The following is a 19,071-nucleotide window of genomic DNA, read 5'->3' as shown; positions in this document are numbered from 1 at the left end:
CAACTGGTATATAGTGCAACAGTAGCACTCCTGCACAGAAGCAAGCTACGCGCATCGTCTATCTGCAACACGCGGCGCGAACGTAGAGAACGTCTGAATCACGGGATTTAAAACCCCTATTTGAAGATTACTGAATTCTGAATTCTGGCTTCTGAATTCTTCTTTAGAAGTTAGTATCTTGTAAAAACTCAAGAATCGTTTTATTCAACACCTCAGAAGCCCCACTTGAAGCATCATGACAGCAGTTAGATAAAATCTGTAATTTGGAATTGGGGATATGTTGATGTAATTTTTTACCATGACTAGCAGGAAACCAACTATCTTGCTCACCCCATAAAACTAGTGTAGGACACTTAATTGCACTCAGGTTATTTTGAATTTTAGTAAGCATATTTGGCTTATTTGCTTGCCAATTCTCAATTTCTCGCGCGGCTATTTGTAACTCTTCAGCAACTTTTGCGATTGTACCAGGCAATTCAGTAAACGGGTAAGTTATCCAATAGATATCTTCCTGCGTCAAAATTGAAGGATCGAATAATACCCCACGTCTTTCTATTGCCATAACTTCTCTAAATAGAGGTGCAAATAGATATGCCAGACGTAAAGAGTCAATTGTTTGTATTACTTCTAGAGGCGTTTGGGCAAGCAACCACATAGCCCAATGGGGTAGCTGTTCGGCAAAAACAGGTACGTTTACTACTATAAGCCGTCCGATTAACTGCGGATTTTCTTGAGCAAGGGCAAGGGCAACTAATCCCCCCAAAGATTCGGCTACAATCACTGCGGGTTCATCACATAATGCCTGAATAATTCTTTGAAACTCAATAACTTGATGACCGTTGTGTTCTTTACGCAACAATGGTTTTTCGGAAAAACCAAAACCTTTGGCATCAAAACAAATTACTCGGTAATATTTAGATAATGGTGCTACGCTGTGGCGCCAATTGTAGCTCCAACTCCCCATACCATGTAATAAAATTAACGGTTTACCTCTACCTCTTTCGCCATAAGCAATTTGTATAGGATATCCTTTAGCATCACTAATAATTAGACTTTGCCGCCCTTTGGGAAAAGTAGCTTGCCACCAATCTTTCATTCTTTTATCAATAAACAATTTAACCGCCTGTAAAGGCGTTCCACAGGATTCTAATTAGGATCACGGGCAATGCTACTAAGACAATGGAGATGAGCAATAATCCAGCCAAAACGGCAAAGATAAACCACCTGTCTGCACTCTTTTGCTCGCTGGGAAACTTTAAGTGTTCTTCCAAGAGCTTGACATTATTAGTGTTAGCTCTCCAGGCAAAATCAAAAAAGTCTCCCAAAACTGGGACAGCGCCTACTAGGCCATCAATGATTACGTTCAAAATCATTTTACCTAGAGTGGCTCTAGATACGCCTAGCCGCGCTGCTTCTAGAATGATGTAGCTAGAAAACATTATTCCCAAAAAATCACCACCAATTGGTATGAGTCCTAAAATTGGATCTATACCAAAACCAATCTTTGTGCCAGGAATGGTAATAGCATTATCCAACAGCCGACTTAACTGACGCAGGCGCTTCAAAGTGGGTGCTTTGGCATCAGGTTCAATCATCGAAAATCGAGGAGGAGAATCAGACATAGAGGCGATCGCTAATTTTGGATTGAATCGTTAGATATTTTACTCCCCTACTGAGCTTTTGCAATAATTTTCTCAAGGATTTACGAATTAATATTTCTTTTGCGATTGCGGCTGGGCTTTTAAGCGCATATCTTCGCCGACAGTCACGTTCAACTGATCGCCGATTAACAGAACAGCAGCACTCATTGACAGCCAAAGCATTAAAACTATCACAGCTCCTACAGCACCATATACTTTATTATAATTGCCAAAATTCGCCACATACAGCCGAAATAGGGCAGACAACATTGCCCAAAAAACAGCTGCTAAAATTGCTCCAGGCATCATTGGTGTGCCTGAGTTCCACTCGCTTGGACCATAGCGATAGACAAAGCTAAAGGCAATAGCAACAATACTTAAAGTTAAAGGCCAGCGTAACAGCAGCCAAAGATGCAACAAAAAGATTAAAGAACTATTTTCGCGCGCTACCATTCTTAATAGCCAATCGCTGGTAAACACTGAGAAAGAAGCCAATATTAAAAGCAACATAGTACCAACTGTTAATCCCAGAGAGACAAGTTTGGCTTTCCAAAAGGGGCGGATGTTTTCTGAAGGAATTTGATGAATTTGATCGAGGGCTGTCATCGCAGTACTCACCGCCCCAGAAGCAGTCCAAATTGCTAATACAAAGCTTAGAGAAAATAAGCCGCTATTTTTGGAGTTGGTAATTTCTGTGGTGGCAAAATTACTAATCAGATCCAGGGCTTGTTCAGGTAGGACTTGACTTAGTTGTGCCGCTAATTGTTTAAAGGTGTTTTGTAAAGACTCTGCCAATAAGCCAATGGCTGTGAGGATAGCCAGAATTGCTGGAAACAGCGATAGCATGGCATTAAAGGCGATTTCTGAGGCAAGTCCCAAAAGTCGCCTTTCGATAGTCCTGGAAAAAGTTTTTTTGAGCGTGCGCCAATTGAGGTGACGAAAGAAGCGGATAAAACGAGGCTTTGGCATGATTTAGAGTTAAAACTGGTTGGGTTGATTAACTACTGTGCTAAATTTTGCGTAGCGATCGCATCTATCTTTCTACCGCAAGAATACCGAGTGGGGAGTGGGGCAGAGTTTCTAAATAATGACTATTGTACAGACGCGATTAATCGCGTCTGTACTGACCATTGACTAATGACTATTAATCTATGAATCAAGATTTAACACAACAGTGGTTGACAGAAATCCAGGTAATTAAAGAGCAGATGGCACAACTGCAACACGATCGCGATACGGCTTGGGAAAGTGCCCAAAAATGGCGTCAGCTTTACAACACAGAAGCAGAACAACGCCGCACAGATACCCAACTGTCTCAACAGGTGATCGCCTCCCTCAAGGCAGAACTACATAAACTTCAAGGTTTTGAAATAGAGACACTCGCTGCTGGGACACCAGTAGCGATTCAACAAGAAATAGAACAGCTAAAATCTGTAGAAGATTTGCAAGCTAAACTCATCACCGCGATCAAAGAACGCGATCGCCTCTTACAAGCTTTGAAAACTGAGCAGAACAATCATGCCCAAACTCGTAATAGCCTGACTACTGCCTTGGGTGATGCTATTGATAGCTTGACACGCGAACGAGCTGGGGCAGGGAAAAAGGGGGAGTAGGGGAGCAGGGGAGCAGAGGAGCACAGGGACAGTGAGGACAAGGGGGACAAGGGAGAATTATTGAACAAGTCTCTCCCAAGTCTCCCCCTCTTCCTTGTCTACCTTGTCTCTTCTTCATGCCCTGTTTGGCCAATGCCCAATGCCCAATGCCCTAAAATCCCATTGCCTTGGCTACTGCGCCGAGTTCCGCCGTAATACCCTGTTGAAATTGACTGTGATTGTGTTTAATGGCTGTATCTGGGTCTTTTAGACCATTGCCTGTGAGGACACAAACTACTGTCGCTCCTGTGGGAATTTGGTCTTTCACCTGTAACAACCCAGCTACAGAAGCGGCGCTAGCAGGTTCGCAGAAGATACCTTCTGATGCTGCCAAAAGTCGATAAGCATCGAGAATTTCTGTATCGGTAACGGCGTGGAAATTTCCCTGGCTGGCGGTTTGTGCCGCGATCGCTAATTCCCAACTTGCAGGGTTGCCGATGCGAATTGCTGTCGCTAGAGTTTCGGGATGCGCCACTGGCTGACCGTGGACTAAAGGGGCTGCTCCTGCGGCTTGGAATCCCATCATCCGGGGTAAGCGATCGCACTTTCTGGCTTGATGATATTGACAAAAGCCCATCCAATATGCTGTGATATTTCCGGCATTTCCCACGGGAATACACAACCAGTCTGGTGCATCACCCAATGCATCGACAATTTCAAAGGCTCCTGTTTTCTGTCCTTCTAGCCTGTAAGGATTGACCGAATTTACCAAAGTAATCGGATAGCTTTCGGACATCTCGCGGACAATTTCTAAAGCTTGGTCGAAATTACCTTTAATTGCCAATACTTCTGCGCCATACAGTAATGCTTGAGCTAACTTGCCCAGTGCCACATAACCGTCGGGAATTAGTACAAAGGCATTCATGCCTCCACGTCTGGCATAAGCGGCGGCGGCGGCTGAGGTATTGCCCGTGCTAGCACAAATTACTGCTTTTGCTCCTGCTTCCTTAGCCTTGGAAATTGCCATAGTCATCCCCCGGTCTTTGAAGCTGCCCGTGGGATTCAAACCGTCATATTTTACAAAAACCCGTACTTGTCTGCCAATGCGTTCTGCGATCGCTGGCACTGGTATTAGAGGTGTGTTGCCCTCCAACAGAGTGACAATTGGTGTTTTTTCGCTGACAGGCAAGTATTCGCGATAGGCTTCTATCAGTCCGGGCCAGGGTTGGCGATGAGATGTAGCAACAGACAGGCTCAAAGTCACAGGATTTAAAACTTCTTAGTGTAAGGATTGGATATTTAGAAAGGGTGGGATCGGGAAGTGCAAAATAGGAAACAGGAAGAAAGTAGATTTTTCGTTACCAGTTGCCTGTTTAGAAGTTCCCTAATCCAAAAGAATCTTGTTAAGAATATTATTTTGTATAGTGCAGGCGTTTCACTTGCTATTTTTATTTAGAACGTTAATTTATCATAAACCGCCACGGCGACCTGGTTCAATAAACTAGCTTAGAGGAGACTGACGAGGTGAAAAATCATCTGCAAATCTATTAGGACTCTTGTTTAACTTTTGAACAAAACTCAGTATGCATCTATCCTATTCCCTATTCTCTGTTCTCTGTCCATACAAGTAAATTCAGTAATCAAACCAAATTCCCATATCAGACTTACCTCATAAATCTCTGAAACTCTTATTTAACCGTGGTTAAAGTCGCTTTTAGTGAATTATTTTAGTCAAGTCCATCTATGTATTTTCCCACCCTATTCGCTTCAGTGAGGATAGGAAAATACTTAATAGACTGTCTTTTTTTGATGATAGCCTTCTACCTACCTTTTTACGAGAGACTACACCAAGGGCAAGTGCTTCGCCCTACGTTTTTTCATGATTTAGCATAATTCTTGATATAGTCTATATATAATTTCTTGCGTAAATTCCTCAAAAACGGCGATAATTGTTTGTACAACCATAACTGACAGAGTATAAATTAACTATTCCTAAGTACCGTCCAGTGGAAGCAAGCTTTACACACTTGGGTCAGTGTTTTTTTTGGAACAGAGCCATTATAATCACCGTCTTTTATGATCGAACCCAAAATCCATTAGAGTAATTGATTGAAAATATACAATAATTTAATAAAGCTTAAAAGAGCATTATTATAATATCTCTAATGGTGTGAGTTAAATTGTGGATTTTATTAGCGATGCCTACTTATTTATCTAGTGTTTCTGATCGCGAGTCCCAGACTGCCTGGGTCAGTAAGTTAACCAAGTCTTATTATCAAGACGATCAGCAAGCTAAATTGATGCATTTACAAGCAGAGGTAGACTCTCTGTTGCAGCAATTGGAAAACCTGAAGCACCAACGTCAAGCCGAAACCAACCAAAAAGAAGAATAAGTCAGTCTTGTCGATAGCGATCGCTTTTCCTCTGTTTAATCTAAATTTGAGTAAAGAGGAAATTTGAGTCAGGGGTGTGCTATTCAAAGCGCTGATTTTTTTCTGACCAGCGCCTTAAACTGTAGTTAGAAGTATTTTCTACCAGTAAAGCTAAGGATTGCACCCCTGAAAGCTTGGCGATCGCAGAGAGTCTTTGTAAGTAATTTCCTGTAAAATCAGTGTAAATGATTTTATTTCCATCAGAGAAAATTATAGTCCGGTCACGGCCTTGTTCTGTGTTTTTTCTCTGAGTTTTAGGTGTCGGCTGATTCAAGGATGCTATTGCTTCTGGTGAGATAGTCAGTATTATTTCTGGTTGAGCGTTATTTGTTAAATCAATCACTTGAACGGGCCAATCACCTAATTTTTCTTGCATCTGTTCAAAGCTAGGAATAGCACCAGCAGGAACTTCGCCAGATTTTTGTAAAGATTGCCACAAACTCGATAGTATTACCTTCACCCCTTGGGGATTTTGTTGATGCAGCTCTTGTAAAGTAATTGGAGATGGTTGTACCCATTCCAGTGCTGCATTTGTCAAGGCTAAAGGTTTGGGCTGGAGAACATCATTTTGATTCTCTGGAATTTTTGGACCAGCAGCTAATAGGCGTAAAACTTTACCCCGTAGTTGCACCGCTTTGATAGCGGCTATAGTAATTTTTTGCTCTCCATTTGGCAACCAGACTACAATCTGGATTTCTGGGTCAGAAGTAATTCCCAAAGTTTTCCAGAAAAATTTGGCGGCGTCAGTTTTCGGTGGGTTGAAATTCTCAAAGGGGAAATTTAGCCAGCGTTTCCCGTCATTAAATGCACTTATCTCCACCTGATACCAAACTTGATTATCCGTAAGTTTCAAATCTGCTAAGGAATTTGGTTGCAGCCATTCGGTGTTTGTAACTTGAGTGATTGGTTGCACCGTACCAACAATTTGACTAAAATGAGTAGAGGATATTTGCGATGTCCCCTTACCATTGAGTCTTGCCAACAAACCTTGAATATAGGCAAGATTCTCTTTTGTAATTTTTGGTTGCGTCTTTAACCAAGAATTAGCGTGTTCTTTTCCTCTGTGAACTGCTAAAATCAACGCAAACCAAGCTTGCACCTCTCGTCTATTTGGGTTTACCTGCAACGCCGCCACTGTGCGATTCCACAACCGTTTTTCATCAGCTTTGAGTAGAGTCGCAATTTCTTGGGCATTATGTGGCGATGCTTCAAACACGTGTAAAGCTTTCTCCCAGCGACCATCAATCAAATCTGCCAGCACTTCTTGACTAGGACTGGCCCAAATTTTCTGGGCTTGAATTTTAGTAAGTTGGGAATGCAAGCGAATCAAATCCATTTGTGCTTGCACCGCTTCTGGTAAAACTCCTTTGCGCTGTTTATTGATGAATTTCAACCATTCAAAAGCTGGTGTCCACAATCCGTTACGGGCAATCGACAAGGCGTTTTGGTATCCAGAATCCTTGAAGGTTGATGATTTGAGGGTAATTGCCTCCAATTGAATTGGTTTGAGGAATAACTTTAGAGGCTTGACTTGGTAAACCTGTAAGTGCGGTTCTAAACCTACTGTTTGATCGACAACTAACTCTTTTGTACTATCACCAGTTACCTGTTGCCATTTGGGCAATTGTCCATTAGGACTAGTCCAAGACAACATTTGTAGTAAATTCGTGCGTTCTGGATTGTAGTATACGACGTAACCGTAGCCGATAGAACCAGCTGCTTGTTGGCGTTTACCCCGCAAATCAAACCAAACCCCTGATGATGGTGTCTTACCTTCAAAGCGTTGCACTTCAGTTAAAGGTAGGGGAATACTGATATCCTGGGGTTCTGATGTTCCATCAAGCAAAGAAGAAATCACAAAGGATTCATCTGGGCCAGTTATAGATAATTGAGTCGTTAGATAGTAGTAATTTTCTGACTGAGATTTAAACTCTAACTCTTCTGAGCGCTCGTAAACCCTGAGTTCTACCAGTTCTTCACAATCAGATTGACAATTAGCACGTTGCTGAAAAACTGGTAGTAAAAATGAGGTTTTCACATCTTGATGTAAAGGTAGAGTTTCCCCAAATATTTGGTTTTTTTTACTCAAATCGAGTTGAATTTGTTTGAGAGTTTGGGGGCGTTCGTGTTTACCAAGGGGGATTTGTGCCCATGCAGGTAAAATTTTATTTAGCCAGCTTACCTCGTCTGGATTGAAGATGAAGAGAACACTAATCCAAGCAAAAGCCATAATTAGACTAGCACTACTTAAGATAATTGCGATCGCTAATATTGATGACAACCAACTTCCTCGTTTTAGCTTCTTCTGGGGTTTTTTAACGACGCGTTTCATCGCACCAGTACAAGGTTGATTCGGTTTAGAGGCTTTTGGCTTCAGCTTACGTGAACGATTTGCCATAGATTCGGAATTAAAGAATTGAGGATTAGGGATTGAGAAACTCTTTCCTAGTCCCCAGTCCCTAATATCCAATACCCTGTTATACTCGCCCTTTCAAAAGTTGCCTAGAAGCATTAAGTCTAATTTGGGACAAAATCCGTAAATGTCCCCATGTGAACGCTAGACGATCGCGAATACACTCTTCACTTAAGTATGTGAGCAGAGTATAAAAAATTGAAAGGTAAATTTATTAGCCGTAGTCATCGCCAAACCTGGATGCTCGCATGGTTACTAATTGCGGGAGTAAATGGAGTTGCACAAAAAGCATTAGCACAAGAGTACATAAATACAGAAACTACTCAGGAGATAGGAGTTAAGGACGATAATATTATTCCCTCATCTTCCTCCCTCTCCCCAGAAGAACCGATGGCCCAAGTTACATCGGTATCTCAACTTAAAGACGTGCAACCTAACGATTGGGCATTCCAAGCCTTGCAGTCTTTGGTGGAACGCTATGGTTGTATAGCTGGCTATCCAGATAGCAGCTATCGCGGTAATCGCGCCTTAAGTCGGTATGAATTTGCTGCGGGTGTAAACGCTTGTTTAGATAGAGTAAACGAATTAATCACTACAGCCACCAGCAATTTAGTCACTCGCGAAGATTTAGCAAAATTACAAAAATTACAATCAGAATTTGCCCCTGAATTAGCAACTTTGCAGGGTCGCGTCGATAATTTAGAAGCCAAAACTGCCGAAATCGAAGCCAACCAATTCTCAACAACAACCAAACTCAGTGGACTACTGATAGTTGGCATTCAAGGACGAACTAAAAATCGTGGTGATGTTAATCCTAGAGATGGACAAAAAGATACAGATGATGCAGGGACAAATATTAATCTTATATCCCTAGCGCAGTTGTATTTAACTAGTCAAATCACTCCCAGTAGTTACTTGTTTACAGGTCTTTTAGATGGTAACGGAACAACTGCGCCTAGATTTACTAATAGTGTTTCTCGGAATGATGTTTTACTTGGCTACGAATTTCCTACAGATAACTTGATTGTAAGTGACCTAAATTTTCATTGGCTGGTGACAGATAAATTAGCAGTAATGGTAGGAACAGAAGGCGTAAGTATGCCATATGCTTTCCGAGGCCCCAATCGGGTAGAAAGTGCTGCAACTGGGCCATTATCTTATTTTGCCCAAAGAAACCCAATTTTAAATATGGGATACGGTCACGGTGGTATAGCTATCGATTGGCAATTTGCTAAACGTGCTAGTTTGCAGGCAATTTATACTAGTTATCAACCAGGAAATCCCGGTAAAGGTAGTGGTTTATTTGATGGAAACACCACTACAGGTGTGCAATTACTGCTGACACCAACCGATACTCTAGATTTAAGTTTATATTACGTTAACAATTACGCTTCAGATGGTTGTTTACTAACCTTTGTTGGCGATGAATGCTTAACTACTGTTAACACTACTACCGGAAAATCAGCACCGCTACAAACTAACGCTGTGGGTGCGACTCTAACTTGGCAAATTTCTCCCCGCATTAGCGCAGGTGCGTGGGGTGGTTATACTAAATCTTATATTCCTGGGCAATCTGGAAGTGTAGAAACGACAAATTATATGGTGTTTCTAAATTTCCCTGATTTATTTGCTAAAGGAAATTTAGGAGGAATTTATGTTGGTCAACCTCCTAAAATTACTAGTAGCGATTTACCTGTAGGAAATAATGTCCCTGATTTTATCAATACAGGTTTAGGACGTGCAGGTGGACAACCAGGTACGACCACTCAAATTGAGGCATTTTATCGTTTACAGCTAACAGATAATATCAGTATTACACCAGGGATAATTCATCTTATACAACCTGGTAATACACCAGATAATGACTCAGTTACTATCGGCATTCTGCGGAGTACTTTTAGTTTTTAGTTGTAGTTTTACATAATAAGCTTCTGCGGCTTCCCGCAGAATGAGCGGCAAGCCAGCGCTCATAATTTTGGGAGACGCGGAGATTAATTTATTGGAAAATTTTAGAAAGTTGGTATAAATAATCAACATATCTTTTTTAATGCCCAATGTTATATTTTCAATAGATATAAAAAAGGTTCTGTAGTCTTTCTTTGATTGTTGCTGTTACTGCATGGCGCAATCGGTGTTGTAATTCTTCTTGACTCTCAGATACTTCAACTTGGAAGCTTATTTACCATACTCTTACACCCTGTTTCCCCTTCTACTAATTTAGTGCATCTTCATGGAGAATTGGTATTAACAGTTTTTCCTATTCCACAATTGTCCTTGGGTTTTTCTAAACTTCAATCTATTATTTATAACCTCACCAGTTCAATTTTTATTTTCCTGACTCATCCTGATTTCTACTTTTTCTCTGCCTAAAGTGACAAAACAGGGTTAAGCGATCACTTAAAGAGTCTTGATAAGTGGGACAGTTCGTTGAGTATTTTTAAAACTTATTCTTTTGTAAAAATTATTAGTAAAATATTTGGGAGATTTTAGTAAGGCTAATAAAATTGTTAAAGGTATCGCACTTTAATTTTCATTTACATCATGAGTGATAGCCCAGTTAAACGAATTCTTATTCTTACAGCCAATCCCAAAAACACCAGTCGGCTTCGCTTAGATGAAGAAGTTAGGGAAATTGAAGCTGGGCTAACTCGTGCAAAAATGCGTGACAAATTTGAGCTTATACAGAAATGGGCAACTCGTCCTAGAGATATGCAACGGGCAATCTTAGAAATTAATCCAAATATTGTCCATTTTTCTGGTCATGGTACTAAAGATGAAGGACTTGCTTTAGAAGATGATACAGGACAAGTTAAGTTTGTAACAGCAGAGGCATTAAAAGGCTTGTTTGAGCTTTTTTCAGAGGAAATTGAATGTGTAATGCTCAATGCCTGTTACTCAGAAGTTCAAGCAGAAGCAATTTCCAAACACATTACTTATGTTATTGGAATGAATCAATCAATTGGCGATCAAGCTGCTTTGGAGTTTTCAGTTGGTTTCTATGATGCTTTGGGAGCAGGAAAATCAATTGAATTTGCCTATAAATTTGGCTGTAATGCTATTCGTATGGCTGGAATTTGCGAGTTTTCAACTCCTATTTTAAAGAAAGTTTATAATCGTAAGAATTTATGTTTAAAAGAGGAAGATATTGAACCAATAAAGCCAATAATTTCAGAGCATTTTTTTGAAAAAAAACTACATAAATCTTCCTATGTGCGCTTAATTGCTAGTGAAGACAAAACAGAAACATCAGAGCTACTAATTATTGATCAGGTGATTGCTCAAGCATGGAATCTACCCCCTCAAGATATTTATATATATCAAGATATAACTCTAGCTTCAATAACAATTGAAGACTTACAAACACGCAAGATTGTCTGGGATAAAATTCTATGGATTCAAGCGAGTGATCTATTTTTACCTGAATTGACGTTTATCGACTTTGAGGATGCTCTCCCTGGCGCGCTCTTACCAAAAGAGATACAACCTCTAATATTTCAAGGAAATCGCATTACTCCATTGCTACCGATAAATTCTATTTTGCTTAACTATTTTAATTCGGAAGATTTAGCTAGCAAAATTCAACTGTGCCCTCTTATTAAAGAAGAAGCTTATTTTGTAAAAATCACTTTGGAGTTACCGCTGGCAGGGCCAGAAAACGGAAATCCACCAAGAATATTGGTTATCTCTAAGGAATATTTACTGAAACCCGAAAATGTTTTAATCAATATCCCTGTTCTAGAAATATGGCCTAATTTTCGTATTAAGAATTGGAAAGAATATTATGGCTTTTATTATGATGCGGAATGTGGAGAAGAGACGTTTCAAGTAAGTTTTCCTGCAATCAAAGACAATAACTCGTTCAAAGATAAAGCTGGGGGAGTATACCAAATTGTTCGCTTAGAAAACTTCCCATCGTTTATTCAATGTATGAGATTTCAGAATAATACTATAATTACTGGTCTCATTCTCTTAAAATCTCCTATTGATATTAAACCTTCAAATGATTGGACTGTTGGTGTAGATTTAGGTACTTCTTTCACCAATGTTTATGTCAGTAGTGAGCATGGTACACCTCAATCTTTTGAAATGCTGAATCTGCATCATAAAGTGACTGATTCAAGCAATGATACTCGTATTCCTGTTCTGTATGAATACTTTATTCCTATAAGTCAGTCCCTGCCCATTGCCAATATAGTAACAATGCGAGGCCGTCGAAATTTTGGCAATAACTTATCTCCTAAAGCTATCCTTGATGGTCGTATTTACATACCCAATGTAAGTAGATTTCGCCCGGACGAGAGTTGGATTGAAACAAATCTAAAATGGAGAAATGTTAAAGAAAGTAGGCTTTTTTTGGCACAATTAGCTCTACATATTTCTGCTTCAGCAGTTAGGAATGGGATTAGACAAATTCAATGGTCACTATCATTTCCTTCATATTATTCGCGAGAAGACAAAAGACAGTATGTGAGAACATGGCAAATCTTAAGCGAAGAATTAGGTAAAAAAACGGGAATTCAATATAATTGTCCAGAACTTAATAATACAGAGTTCTTGCGTACTGATAGTTTAGCAATTGCTCAATACTTTGCTGACTTGGAACAGCATAACTTAACTTATAGTACCTGTATTGGCATAGAAGATTTAACTACATCTATTTCGATTTGGGAAGAAAACAACCTTATTTATCAATGCTCGCTACGATTAGCACGTCAAGATTTATTTGCTCAATTTCTTGAATTAAATCCTACTTTTTTTAAAGAAAAATTTATCAACAATCGAGTTTATATTGATAAAAAGAGAGGAGTTTCTGTTGTTTTAGACAGTTTTCTAAGGTTTGCTAGTGAGGATTGGTTAATCCAGATAAAACCTCAGTTAATAGATGATCCTGATTTTCAGGAGTTTATTCAACTTACTAATATCGGATTGGCTGGAATTTATTATTACACAGGATTTCTCTTAAAAGTCCTTAGTCAGGAGGGTAAATATCGACGAGCAGAAATTACTCCTGTTTATTTAGGTGGTCGAGGTTCTCAACTTTTAAACTGGTTAGATTTAACAGGACAGTTTGATCAGTATTCTGAAATCAATGAATTACTTAGCAGAATATTGAGTTTAGGTTCAGGGTTTCCTGACACCCATGCTATGACATGGCTCAGTAGGATGCCTGGAGATGAGGTTGCCTGTGGACTTGTTCTTAATATGAGCAGACTTAGAGGAATAGACAGTAAAATTCCAGATTTGATTGCTGGAGAAACGTGTGAAGTCAACGAACATATAATTGCAGCAGAAGAACGTTTGGAAGATAGATATATAGGAGATAATATATCTAATTTTAAAATTCCTGAATTATCAGAATTATCAAAGTTCCTTTACGATTTTCATACAGCATTACGAGATTTACGAATTGAGGGAATTCAACCATTAAAAGGATATATCTTAAATCCTGCTACTACAGCTAACAAAGAGCTATGGCGCAACACTTACAGAGAGCTTTCAAATTTGCTTTTGGAATTTAGGAGTGATTCCAATTCTGTCCGCTTGGAACCACCCTTCATTCTTGGACTAAAAGCGTTATTGCGAGTGCTTGGCAAGAGATGGGCTAGTAAAAAAGAAGGAGTAGATACTTAGGCAGTTTCGGCGGCAGATGAACAACCACGTTACTGCGAATGGAAAAAAGATCCTGGTGACTTTCAAGAAACAAGGCAGTCCTGATGAAACAAGTTTCACCGCCAAGCATGAAAATGCAATCTGGAACACCTATATAGGCTTTGCTCATCCATCGTCTAAACCTTGGGCTGATAATGAGCAAGGATGGGGAAGGATCAAGCTACAACAGCGGCAAGCCTAAATGTATTCATTTGCTAAATTTAAGTAGATTTTCCTACGATTAACCACCAGCAACAGCAGGGACAATACTTACTTCATCGCCATCTTTCAAGGCTGTGTTAATACCATCTAAATAGCGAATATCTTCACTATCGACGTAAAAATTTACAAATCGACGTAGCTTACCTTGTTCATCGCACAACCGGGATTTAATACCAGGAAAGCTTTGTTCTAAGGAGTCCAACAGTTCAGCAATGGTGCTACCGTTAGATTCTAGACTAGCTTGATTATTAGTCAAATTCTGAAGAGTTGTAGGAACTAAAACTGTTACAGCCATAGAAGTACAAAGTGAAGAGTTAGCAATACAGTTAAGAGTTAGGAGTTATGAATAAAAAACTTATAACTCATAACTCCTAATTAAACGAGAACTTGTTGCCATTCCAAGCGATCAAGAGTACGCGATCGCTCCAAGGCGCGTTCAAAACTATCCAATTTAGCATCAATAGTCAAGGGTTCACCAATGTAGCCTTGGATTGCTTCTTGGGTTTTCAAACCATTGCCAGTGATGTAAATCACGGTAGTTTCATCTGGATCAATTTTGCCAGCTTCTACCAGTTTTTTCAGCACAGCTACGGTTGTACCACCAGCCGTTTCTGTGAAAATACCTTCAGTTTCTGCTAGCAGCTTGATACCATCAATAATTTCGGCATCATTGACTGATTCAATGTTACCACCAGTCTTCTGAGCTAGCTCCACAGCATAAATACCGTCTGCTGGATTGCCGATCGCTAGTGATTTCGCAATTGTATTCGGTTTTACTGGCTTAATAAAGTCGCGTCCTTCTTTGAAAGCTTGAGCGATGGGTGAGCAACCTTCAGCTTGAGCACCACTGAAACGAACGCTCTTATTTTCTACTAAACCAACTTCGACAAATTCTTGGAACCCTTTATAAATTTTTGTAAAGAGCGAACCAGATGCTAAAGGAGCAACAACATGATCTGGTAGTTCCCAACCTAGTTGTTCTGCAACTTCAAAACCTAGCGTCTTGGAACCTTCAGAATAGTAAGGACGCAGATTAATATTGACAAAACCCCAACCGTGTGTATTAGCAACTTCCGAACAGAGACGATTGACTTGATCGTAGTTGCCCTTGACGGCCATGAGGGTAGGACTGTAGATCAAGCTACCGAGAATCTTACCGGCTTCTAAATCTGCGGGGATGAACACACAGCAGTCTAAACCAGCATGAGCTGCGATCGCAGCTGTAGAATTTGCCAAATTACCAGTGCTAGCGCAAGAAACAGTAGTGAAACCTAACTCTCGCGCTCTGGATAAAGCGACTGACACCACCCGATCCTTAAAGCTCAGGGTGGGCATATTCACGGCATCATTTTTTATATAAAGTTTATTTAGACCCAGACGACGAGCAAGACGGTGGGAACGAACCAACGGAGTCATGCCAGTTCCCACATCTATTACATTGTCAGTTGCGACAGGCAAAAAGGGACGGTAGCGCCAAATTGAATTGGGGCCAGCTTGAATTGTTTCACGAGTGACAGTCAGACGTAGGGCGTTGTAATCATATTTAACTTCTAACGGGCCAAAACATGACTCACAAACATTACTAGCTTTGAGTTCATATTCCGCACCACATTCCTTACACTTCAAGGCTTGAAAGTAGGCGGTGCTGCTTTGGGTTTGGGTTTTGATTGCCTGAGTCATAAACTAGCTTTCCCTGTTTGTCTGTCACTGTCGCCTGATAGTAACACGAGCAAAAATGCCAGTCAAACATACCCGATATTTTTAGTCGGGTATGCTTGGTGTTGAGAGGAATAGTTTTTGTAAAACTTTAATACTAGTAGTCTCTATTTTTAGTATTTACACAGACGTATTGAATGTTATAAAAAAATAAAATAATTTAATTTATTAAGTATCAATATTTAATAAATTTATGATTAAAATGCATATTTTAATGATAAAATTGCATTTAAAAAAATTAATATCCTATTTAAGCGATTTAGATTGCTTAGTTAATTTTCAACTTTTTTATATAAATAACTCTACAAAGCAGTATACATTTCTGACAGTAAAGACTCAAAAACCTCTATATATATAAATTTTAGTATTTTTAGCATCTGATGATTAAACCACTAAAAATGCTGTGTGTATTGCCAAAATAAAGTTAATTTTTCAGTTTTGATGCACTCATTCAGGGTTAGAGAAGTTACTTATTTCTACGGAAGATTTTTTTTGCTTTAAAAGCTACATTCTTATTTAAATCTCTGAATAAAGAAATTAGAGTAACAAATTACACATTCTTGCATCTACCAGTTTTGATTCTCAAGGGTAAACATAAAACAAGTAGACAAGTTATTTCTGGTTATTGTCTCAATACAGTTTTTAAGGAGTGTCAATAATTTAACTCCTTAAATATGCATTCCCAAAACATTGAAGTTTTGGGCAGCCATAATCGGTAACTCCTAAAAGGGAATTGCCAAACTTTATCCTGTCTCAAAATCCGAGATACAAGTTCAGCAAATAAAGTACTTATATGGGAAATCGAAATCAATCTGTAAATAAGCAGCGTAAACTTTACCAATTTCTAGTAGCAACAGCATTATTAACTGGTAGCTTTTTCCAATTTCTTGCACCAGTATTAGCTGACGGAACTACTGCGGGTACATCTATTAGTAACACTGCGACAGCAACCTACGAAGATCCTAACAATCCAGGGACAACAATCAATGCCACTTCTAATACAGTCGTTGTCACTGTAGCAGAGGTTGCTGGGATTACCGTCTCAGCGTCTGGAGTTACAGATAGCAATGGCGGTAATGTTGCAGTTGGCGACTTACTAATCTATACCTACACTTTGACTAACGTAGGTAATGACCCCACTAAATTCCACATTCCCAACCAAGCGACAACAACTGGGCCGGGTACAGTTTCTGGCACATTACCAAATGGTGGTACAGCTAATAGCCTGCAATATAGCACCGATGGCGGTCAAACTTGGACAAACATCCCCCAAGGCGGTGTAGATACACCCTCAGTTCCAGTTGGTGGTACTGTGTTAGTGCGCGTACCAGTTACCGTCCAAAATGGTGCTCAAACCAACGACATCATTACCGTTACCCTTGGTAACACTCCTGGTAATGCTCAAAACCAACTGCGGAGTCCTGATGGTGGTGACATATTCACTGTAGATAACCCTGATACTGGTGTTACTGGTGAAGTACCTGGCGCGCCAGTTAATGGTACGCGGGAAGCTAGCGCCACCGAGCAAATTAAGGTTGGTTTAACGGTGAAGACTTACGCTTTAGCCACCATTCTCAAGACTCGTAGTGGCTATAACAATGCTGGCACAACTGCGATTACAGATGACAAGTTGACCTACGATTTGAGCTTGCGAGTTGAGTCCAACGATCCCACAGGACAGGGAATTACACCAGCAGCTTTGACGGGTACGAGCATCAATGTTGATGGTGTTGCTGGCAACTATATCTTGGTTTCTGATGCGATTCCTGCGGGTACAGATTTGGCAGTAGCACCAACTGCACCTCCTGGTTGGCGAACTGTTTATACGACTACTCCAGTTACAACTAATGCTAATACAGCTAGTTGGACTACAACAGCACCAACTTTGTCCTCAGTTACTCGCGTTGGTTTTATCAATAATCCAGCGACTATTACTTCCATCGCTCCTGGGACAACGGTGAATGGCTTCTCGATTCAGCTAGCTGTTAAATCAACAGCATCTTCACCCTTAACGGTCGCTAATATCGCTCAATTGTTTGGTCAAACACCCAGCAGCAATTTACCAGTATACGACGATTCTGGCGACCAAAATCCCAGCAACTACGATGGCTCTCCAGGCAGTATGACGCCTCCTCCAGGTACAGATACCAATGGTGATGGTCTTCCCGATACTCTACCACCCACCAGCGTTGATGATGGCTATATTAACACTCCAGCATCTCCAGAAACTGGAACTGACACGGGTAATAACAACAGTGGTACTGGCCCAGGTGGTGAGGCAAACGTCTTCACGGTGCAAGCACCAGTTGCTTCAGCGTTACTCAACGGGCCGCAAAATGCCCCGGATGCCACTGGCCCATCAGGTTTGACCAACGATGACTTCACTAATAAATCTTCTCTTGTTCCTGCTGGTACAACACCTAATAGTACACTCGATCCCCAATCGGTTGGTTTCACCAACACTGTTAAGAATAGTGGTACTGACTCAGGTGTCTTGAAGATAGAGCCAACTCCACCGACAATTATAGGAGATTTACCAAATGGTACGAAGGTAACTATTACCTATAATAGTCAGTCTGCTGTCTATACCTACAACAGTACAACGGGAACGTTTACAACACCTGGTACAGCAATCACAATTCCCAACGTTGTTCCTGGTGCAAGTATCAACTATGGTGTAGAAGTTGATTTACCTCCGGGTACGCAATTATCTACTGATATTGGCAAAGGCTTCCCAGTACCCATCACTGCTTCGATTGACAATTACACGACGGATACTAACGGTGATGGAATTAAGGATAGTGGGAACGATAACACCTTTGATTCATCCAACATTACTATCGATCGCGTCTACACTGGTTTCCTGAAACTACTGAAAATGTCGCGAGTTTTACAAGGAACTGGGCCTGTAGTCCAGGGGAATGATGGCACATTCAGTATCGATCCGAAGAAGCCTGCACCAGGAAACATTATTGAGTACCAAATTCAATACACAAATATTTCCGATCCTCAATCTGGAACCGGGAATGTGATTTTGAATGCTAACAAAGTTGTGATTAGTGAAGATGGTACGAAAAGCCCCAATAACTGGGCATTAGACAACGATGCTAGCGGTCAAATTGATACTAGCAACATTGTTGGTTCAGCTAAGGATTCCGGCAGTGCAACCATCCAATTCTTTAGTGGTAATCCAGCTAATAACTCTGGTATCGACCAAACTGGAACTACGGCAAACACTGATGTTGCTAAGTACATAGATACTGTCACAGGCACGATCGCACCGGGTATTCAAAGAACGTTTACTTTCCAACGCAAGGTGAACTAATTCGTTCAGATTGGAGACTTTGAAGTTCGCATACTCTTTAAGTTTGCGAACCAGTTTACCTCACTCCCCAACCCCTAAGGGA

The 19,071-nt window shown here is 40.4% G+C and carries 13 protein-coding genes; 6 read left to right on the top strand and 7 right to left on the bottom strand.

Annotated features, from left to right (window positions below; genetic code table 11):
* Nucleotides 1-163: 163 nt before the first annotated feature.
* The 3 genes from V7K56_RS29525 to V7K56_RS29515 all read right to left on the bottom strand — a co-directional run bounded on the left by V7K56_RS29525 (nt 164) and on the right by V7K56_RS29515 (nt 2,609).
* Nucleotides 164-1,096, bottom strand: coding sequence for an alpha/beta fold hydrolase (locus V7K56_RS29525; RefSeq protein ID WP_334916392.1), 933 nt, complete (start codon nt 1,094-1,096; stop codon nt 164-166).
* 19 nt (nt 1,097-1,115) lie between these two features.
* Complete coding sequence (locus V7K56_RS29520) at nt 1,116-1,622, bottom strand: DUF4112 domain-containing protein (RefSeq protein ID WP_334916390.1); 507 nt, start codon at nt 1,620-1,622, stop codon at nt 1,116-1,118.
* Nucleotides 1,623-1,709: 87 nt separating this feature from the next.
* Complete coding sequence (locus V7K56_RS29515; RefSeq protein WP_334916388.1) at nt 1,710-2,609, bottom strand: YihY/virulence factor BrkB family protein; 900 nt, start codon at nt 2,607-2,609, stop codon at nt 1,710-1,712.
* A 182-nt stretch (nt 2,610-2,791) separates the two neighbouring features.
* Between V7K56_RS29515 and V7K56_RS29510 the strand changes: the two genes are divergently transcribed.
* On the top strand, nt 2,792-3,253 hold the full coding sequence (locus V7K56_RS29510) for a hypothetical protein (protein ID WP_334916385.1): 462 nt from the start codon (nt 2,792-2,794) through the stop codon (nt 3,251-3,253).
* Nucleotides 3,254-3,404: 151 nt separating this feature from the next.
* On the opposite strand, the gene thrC (V7K56_RS29505) is transcribed toward V7K56_RS29510, so the two are convergent.
* A complete protein-coding gene (gene thrC, locus V7K56_RS29505) occupies nt 3,405-4,496 on the bottom strand; it encodes a threonine synthase (RefSeq protein ID WP_334916383.1) in 1,092 nt (363 codons plus the stop codon).
* A 934-nt stretch (nt 4,497-5,430) separates the two neighbouring features.
* Between thrC (V7K56_RS29505) and V7K56_RS29500 the strand changes: the two genes are divergently transcribed.
* Complete coding sequence (locus tag V7K56_RS29500; RefSeq protein ID WP_334916381.1) at nt 5,431-5,625, top strand: hypothetical protein; 195 nt, start codon at nt 5,431-5,433, stop codon at nt 5,623-5,625.
* Nucleotides 5,626-5,704: 79 nt separating this feature from the next.
* Here V7K56_RS29500 and V7K56_RS29495 read toward each other — a convergent pair whose 3' ends face one another.
* Complete coding sequence (locus V7K56_RS29495; RefSeq protein WP_334916379.1) at nt 5,705-8,062, bottom strand: hypothetical protein; 2,358 nt, start codon at nt 8,060-8,062, stop codon at nt 5,705-5,707.
* 255 nt (nt 8,063-8,317) lie between these two features.
* On the opposite strand from V7K56_RS29495, the gene V7K56_RS29490 reads away from it, so the two are divergent.
* The 3 genes from V7K56_RS29490 (at nt 8,318) to V7K56_RS29480 (ending at nt 13,928) form a co-directional block, all read left to right on the top strand.
* On the top strand, nt 8,318-9,985 hold the full coding sequence (locus V7K56_RS29490) for an iron uptake porin (RefSeq protein ID WP_334916517.1): 1,668 nt from the start codon (nt 8,318-8,320) through the stop codon (nt 9,983-9,985).
* Between the two features lie 633 nt (nt 9,986-10,618).
* Nucleotides 10,619-13,708: a CHAT domain-containing protein gene (locus V7K56_RS29485; RefSeq protein WP_334916377.1), complete on the top strand. Its 3,090-nt coding sequence runs from the start codon at nt 10,619-10,621 to the stop codon at nt 13,706-13,708.
* 55 nt (nt 13,709-13,763) lie between these two features.
* Nucleotides 13,764-13,928 (top strand): hypothetical protein, encoded by a 165-nt coding sequence (locus V7K56_RS29480; protein ID WP_334916375.1) that lies wholly within the window; start codon nt 13,764-13,766, stop codon nt 13,926-13,928.
* Between the two features lie 39 nt (nt 13,929-13,967).
* On the opposite strand, the gene V7K56_RS29475 is transcribed toward V7K56_RS29480, so the two are convergent.
* Together V7K56_RS29475 and thrC (V7K56_RS29470) are read right to left on the bottom strand one after the other, a co-directional pair.
* Entirely contained in the window at nt 13,968-14,243 is a 276-nt protein-coding gene (locus V7K56_RS29475; RefSeq protein ID WP_334916373.1) for a ubiquitin-like small modifier protein 1, read from the bottom strand.
* A gap of 80 nt (nt 14,244-14,323) precedes the next feature.
* The gene (gene thrC / locus V7K56_RS29470) at nt 14,324-15,628 is read right to left on the bottom strand and encodes a threonine synthase (RefSeq protein WP_334916371.1); all 1,305 of its coding nucleotides are present in this window, start codon (nt 15,626-15,628) and stop codon (nt 14,324-14,326) included.
* 829 nt (nt 15,629-16,457) lie between these two features.
* Between thrC (V7K56_RS29470) and V7K56_RS29465 the strand changes: the two genes are divergently transcribed.
* The gene (locus tag V7K56_RS29465) at nt 16,458-18,989 is read left to right on the top strand and encodes a beta strand repeat-containing protein (protein ID WP_334916369.1); all 2,532 of its coding nucleotides are present in this window, start codon (nt 16,458-16,460) and stop codon (nt 18,987-18,989) included.
* Nucleotides 18,990-19,071: the final 82 nt, after the last annotated feature.

The sequence above is a fragment of the Nostoc sp. genome, from assembly GCF_036917535.1.
GTDB lineage: Bacteria > Cyanobacteriota > Cyanobacteriia > Cyanobacteriales > Nostocaceae > Nostoc.
Note: the sequence above shows the minus strand (reverse complement) of the source record. Positions and strands in the feature narration are given on the sequence as shown.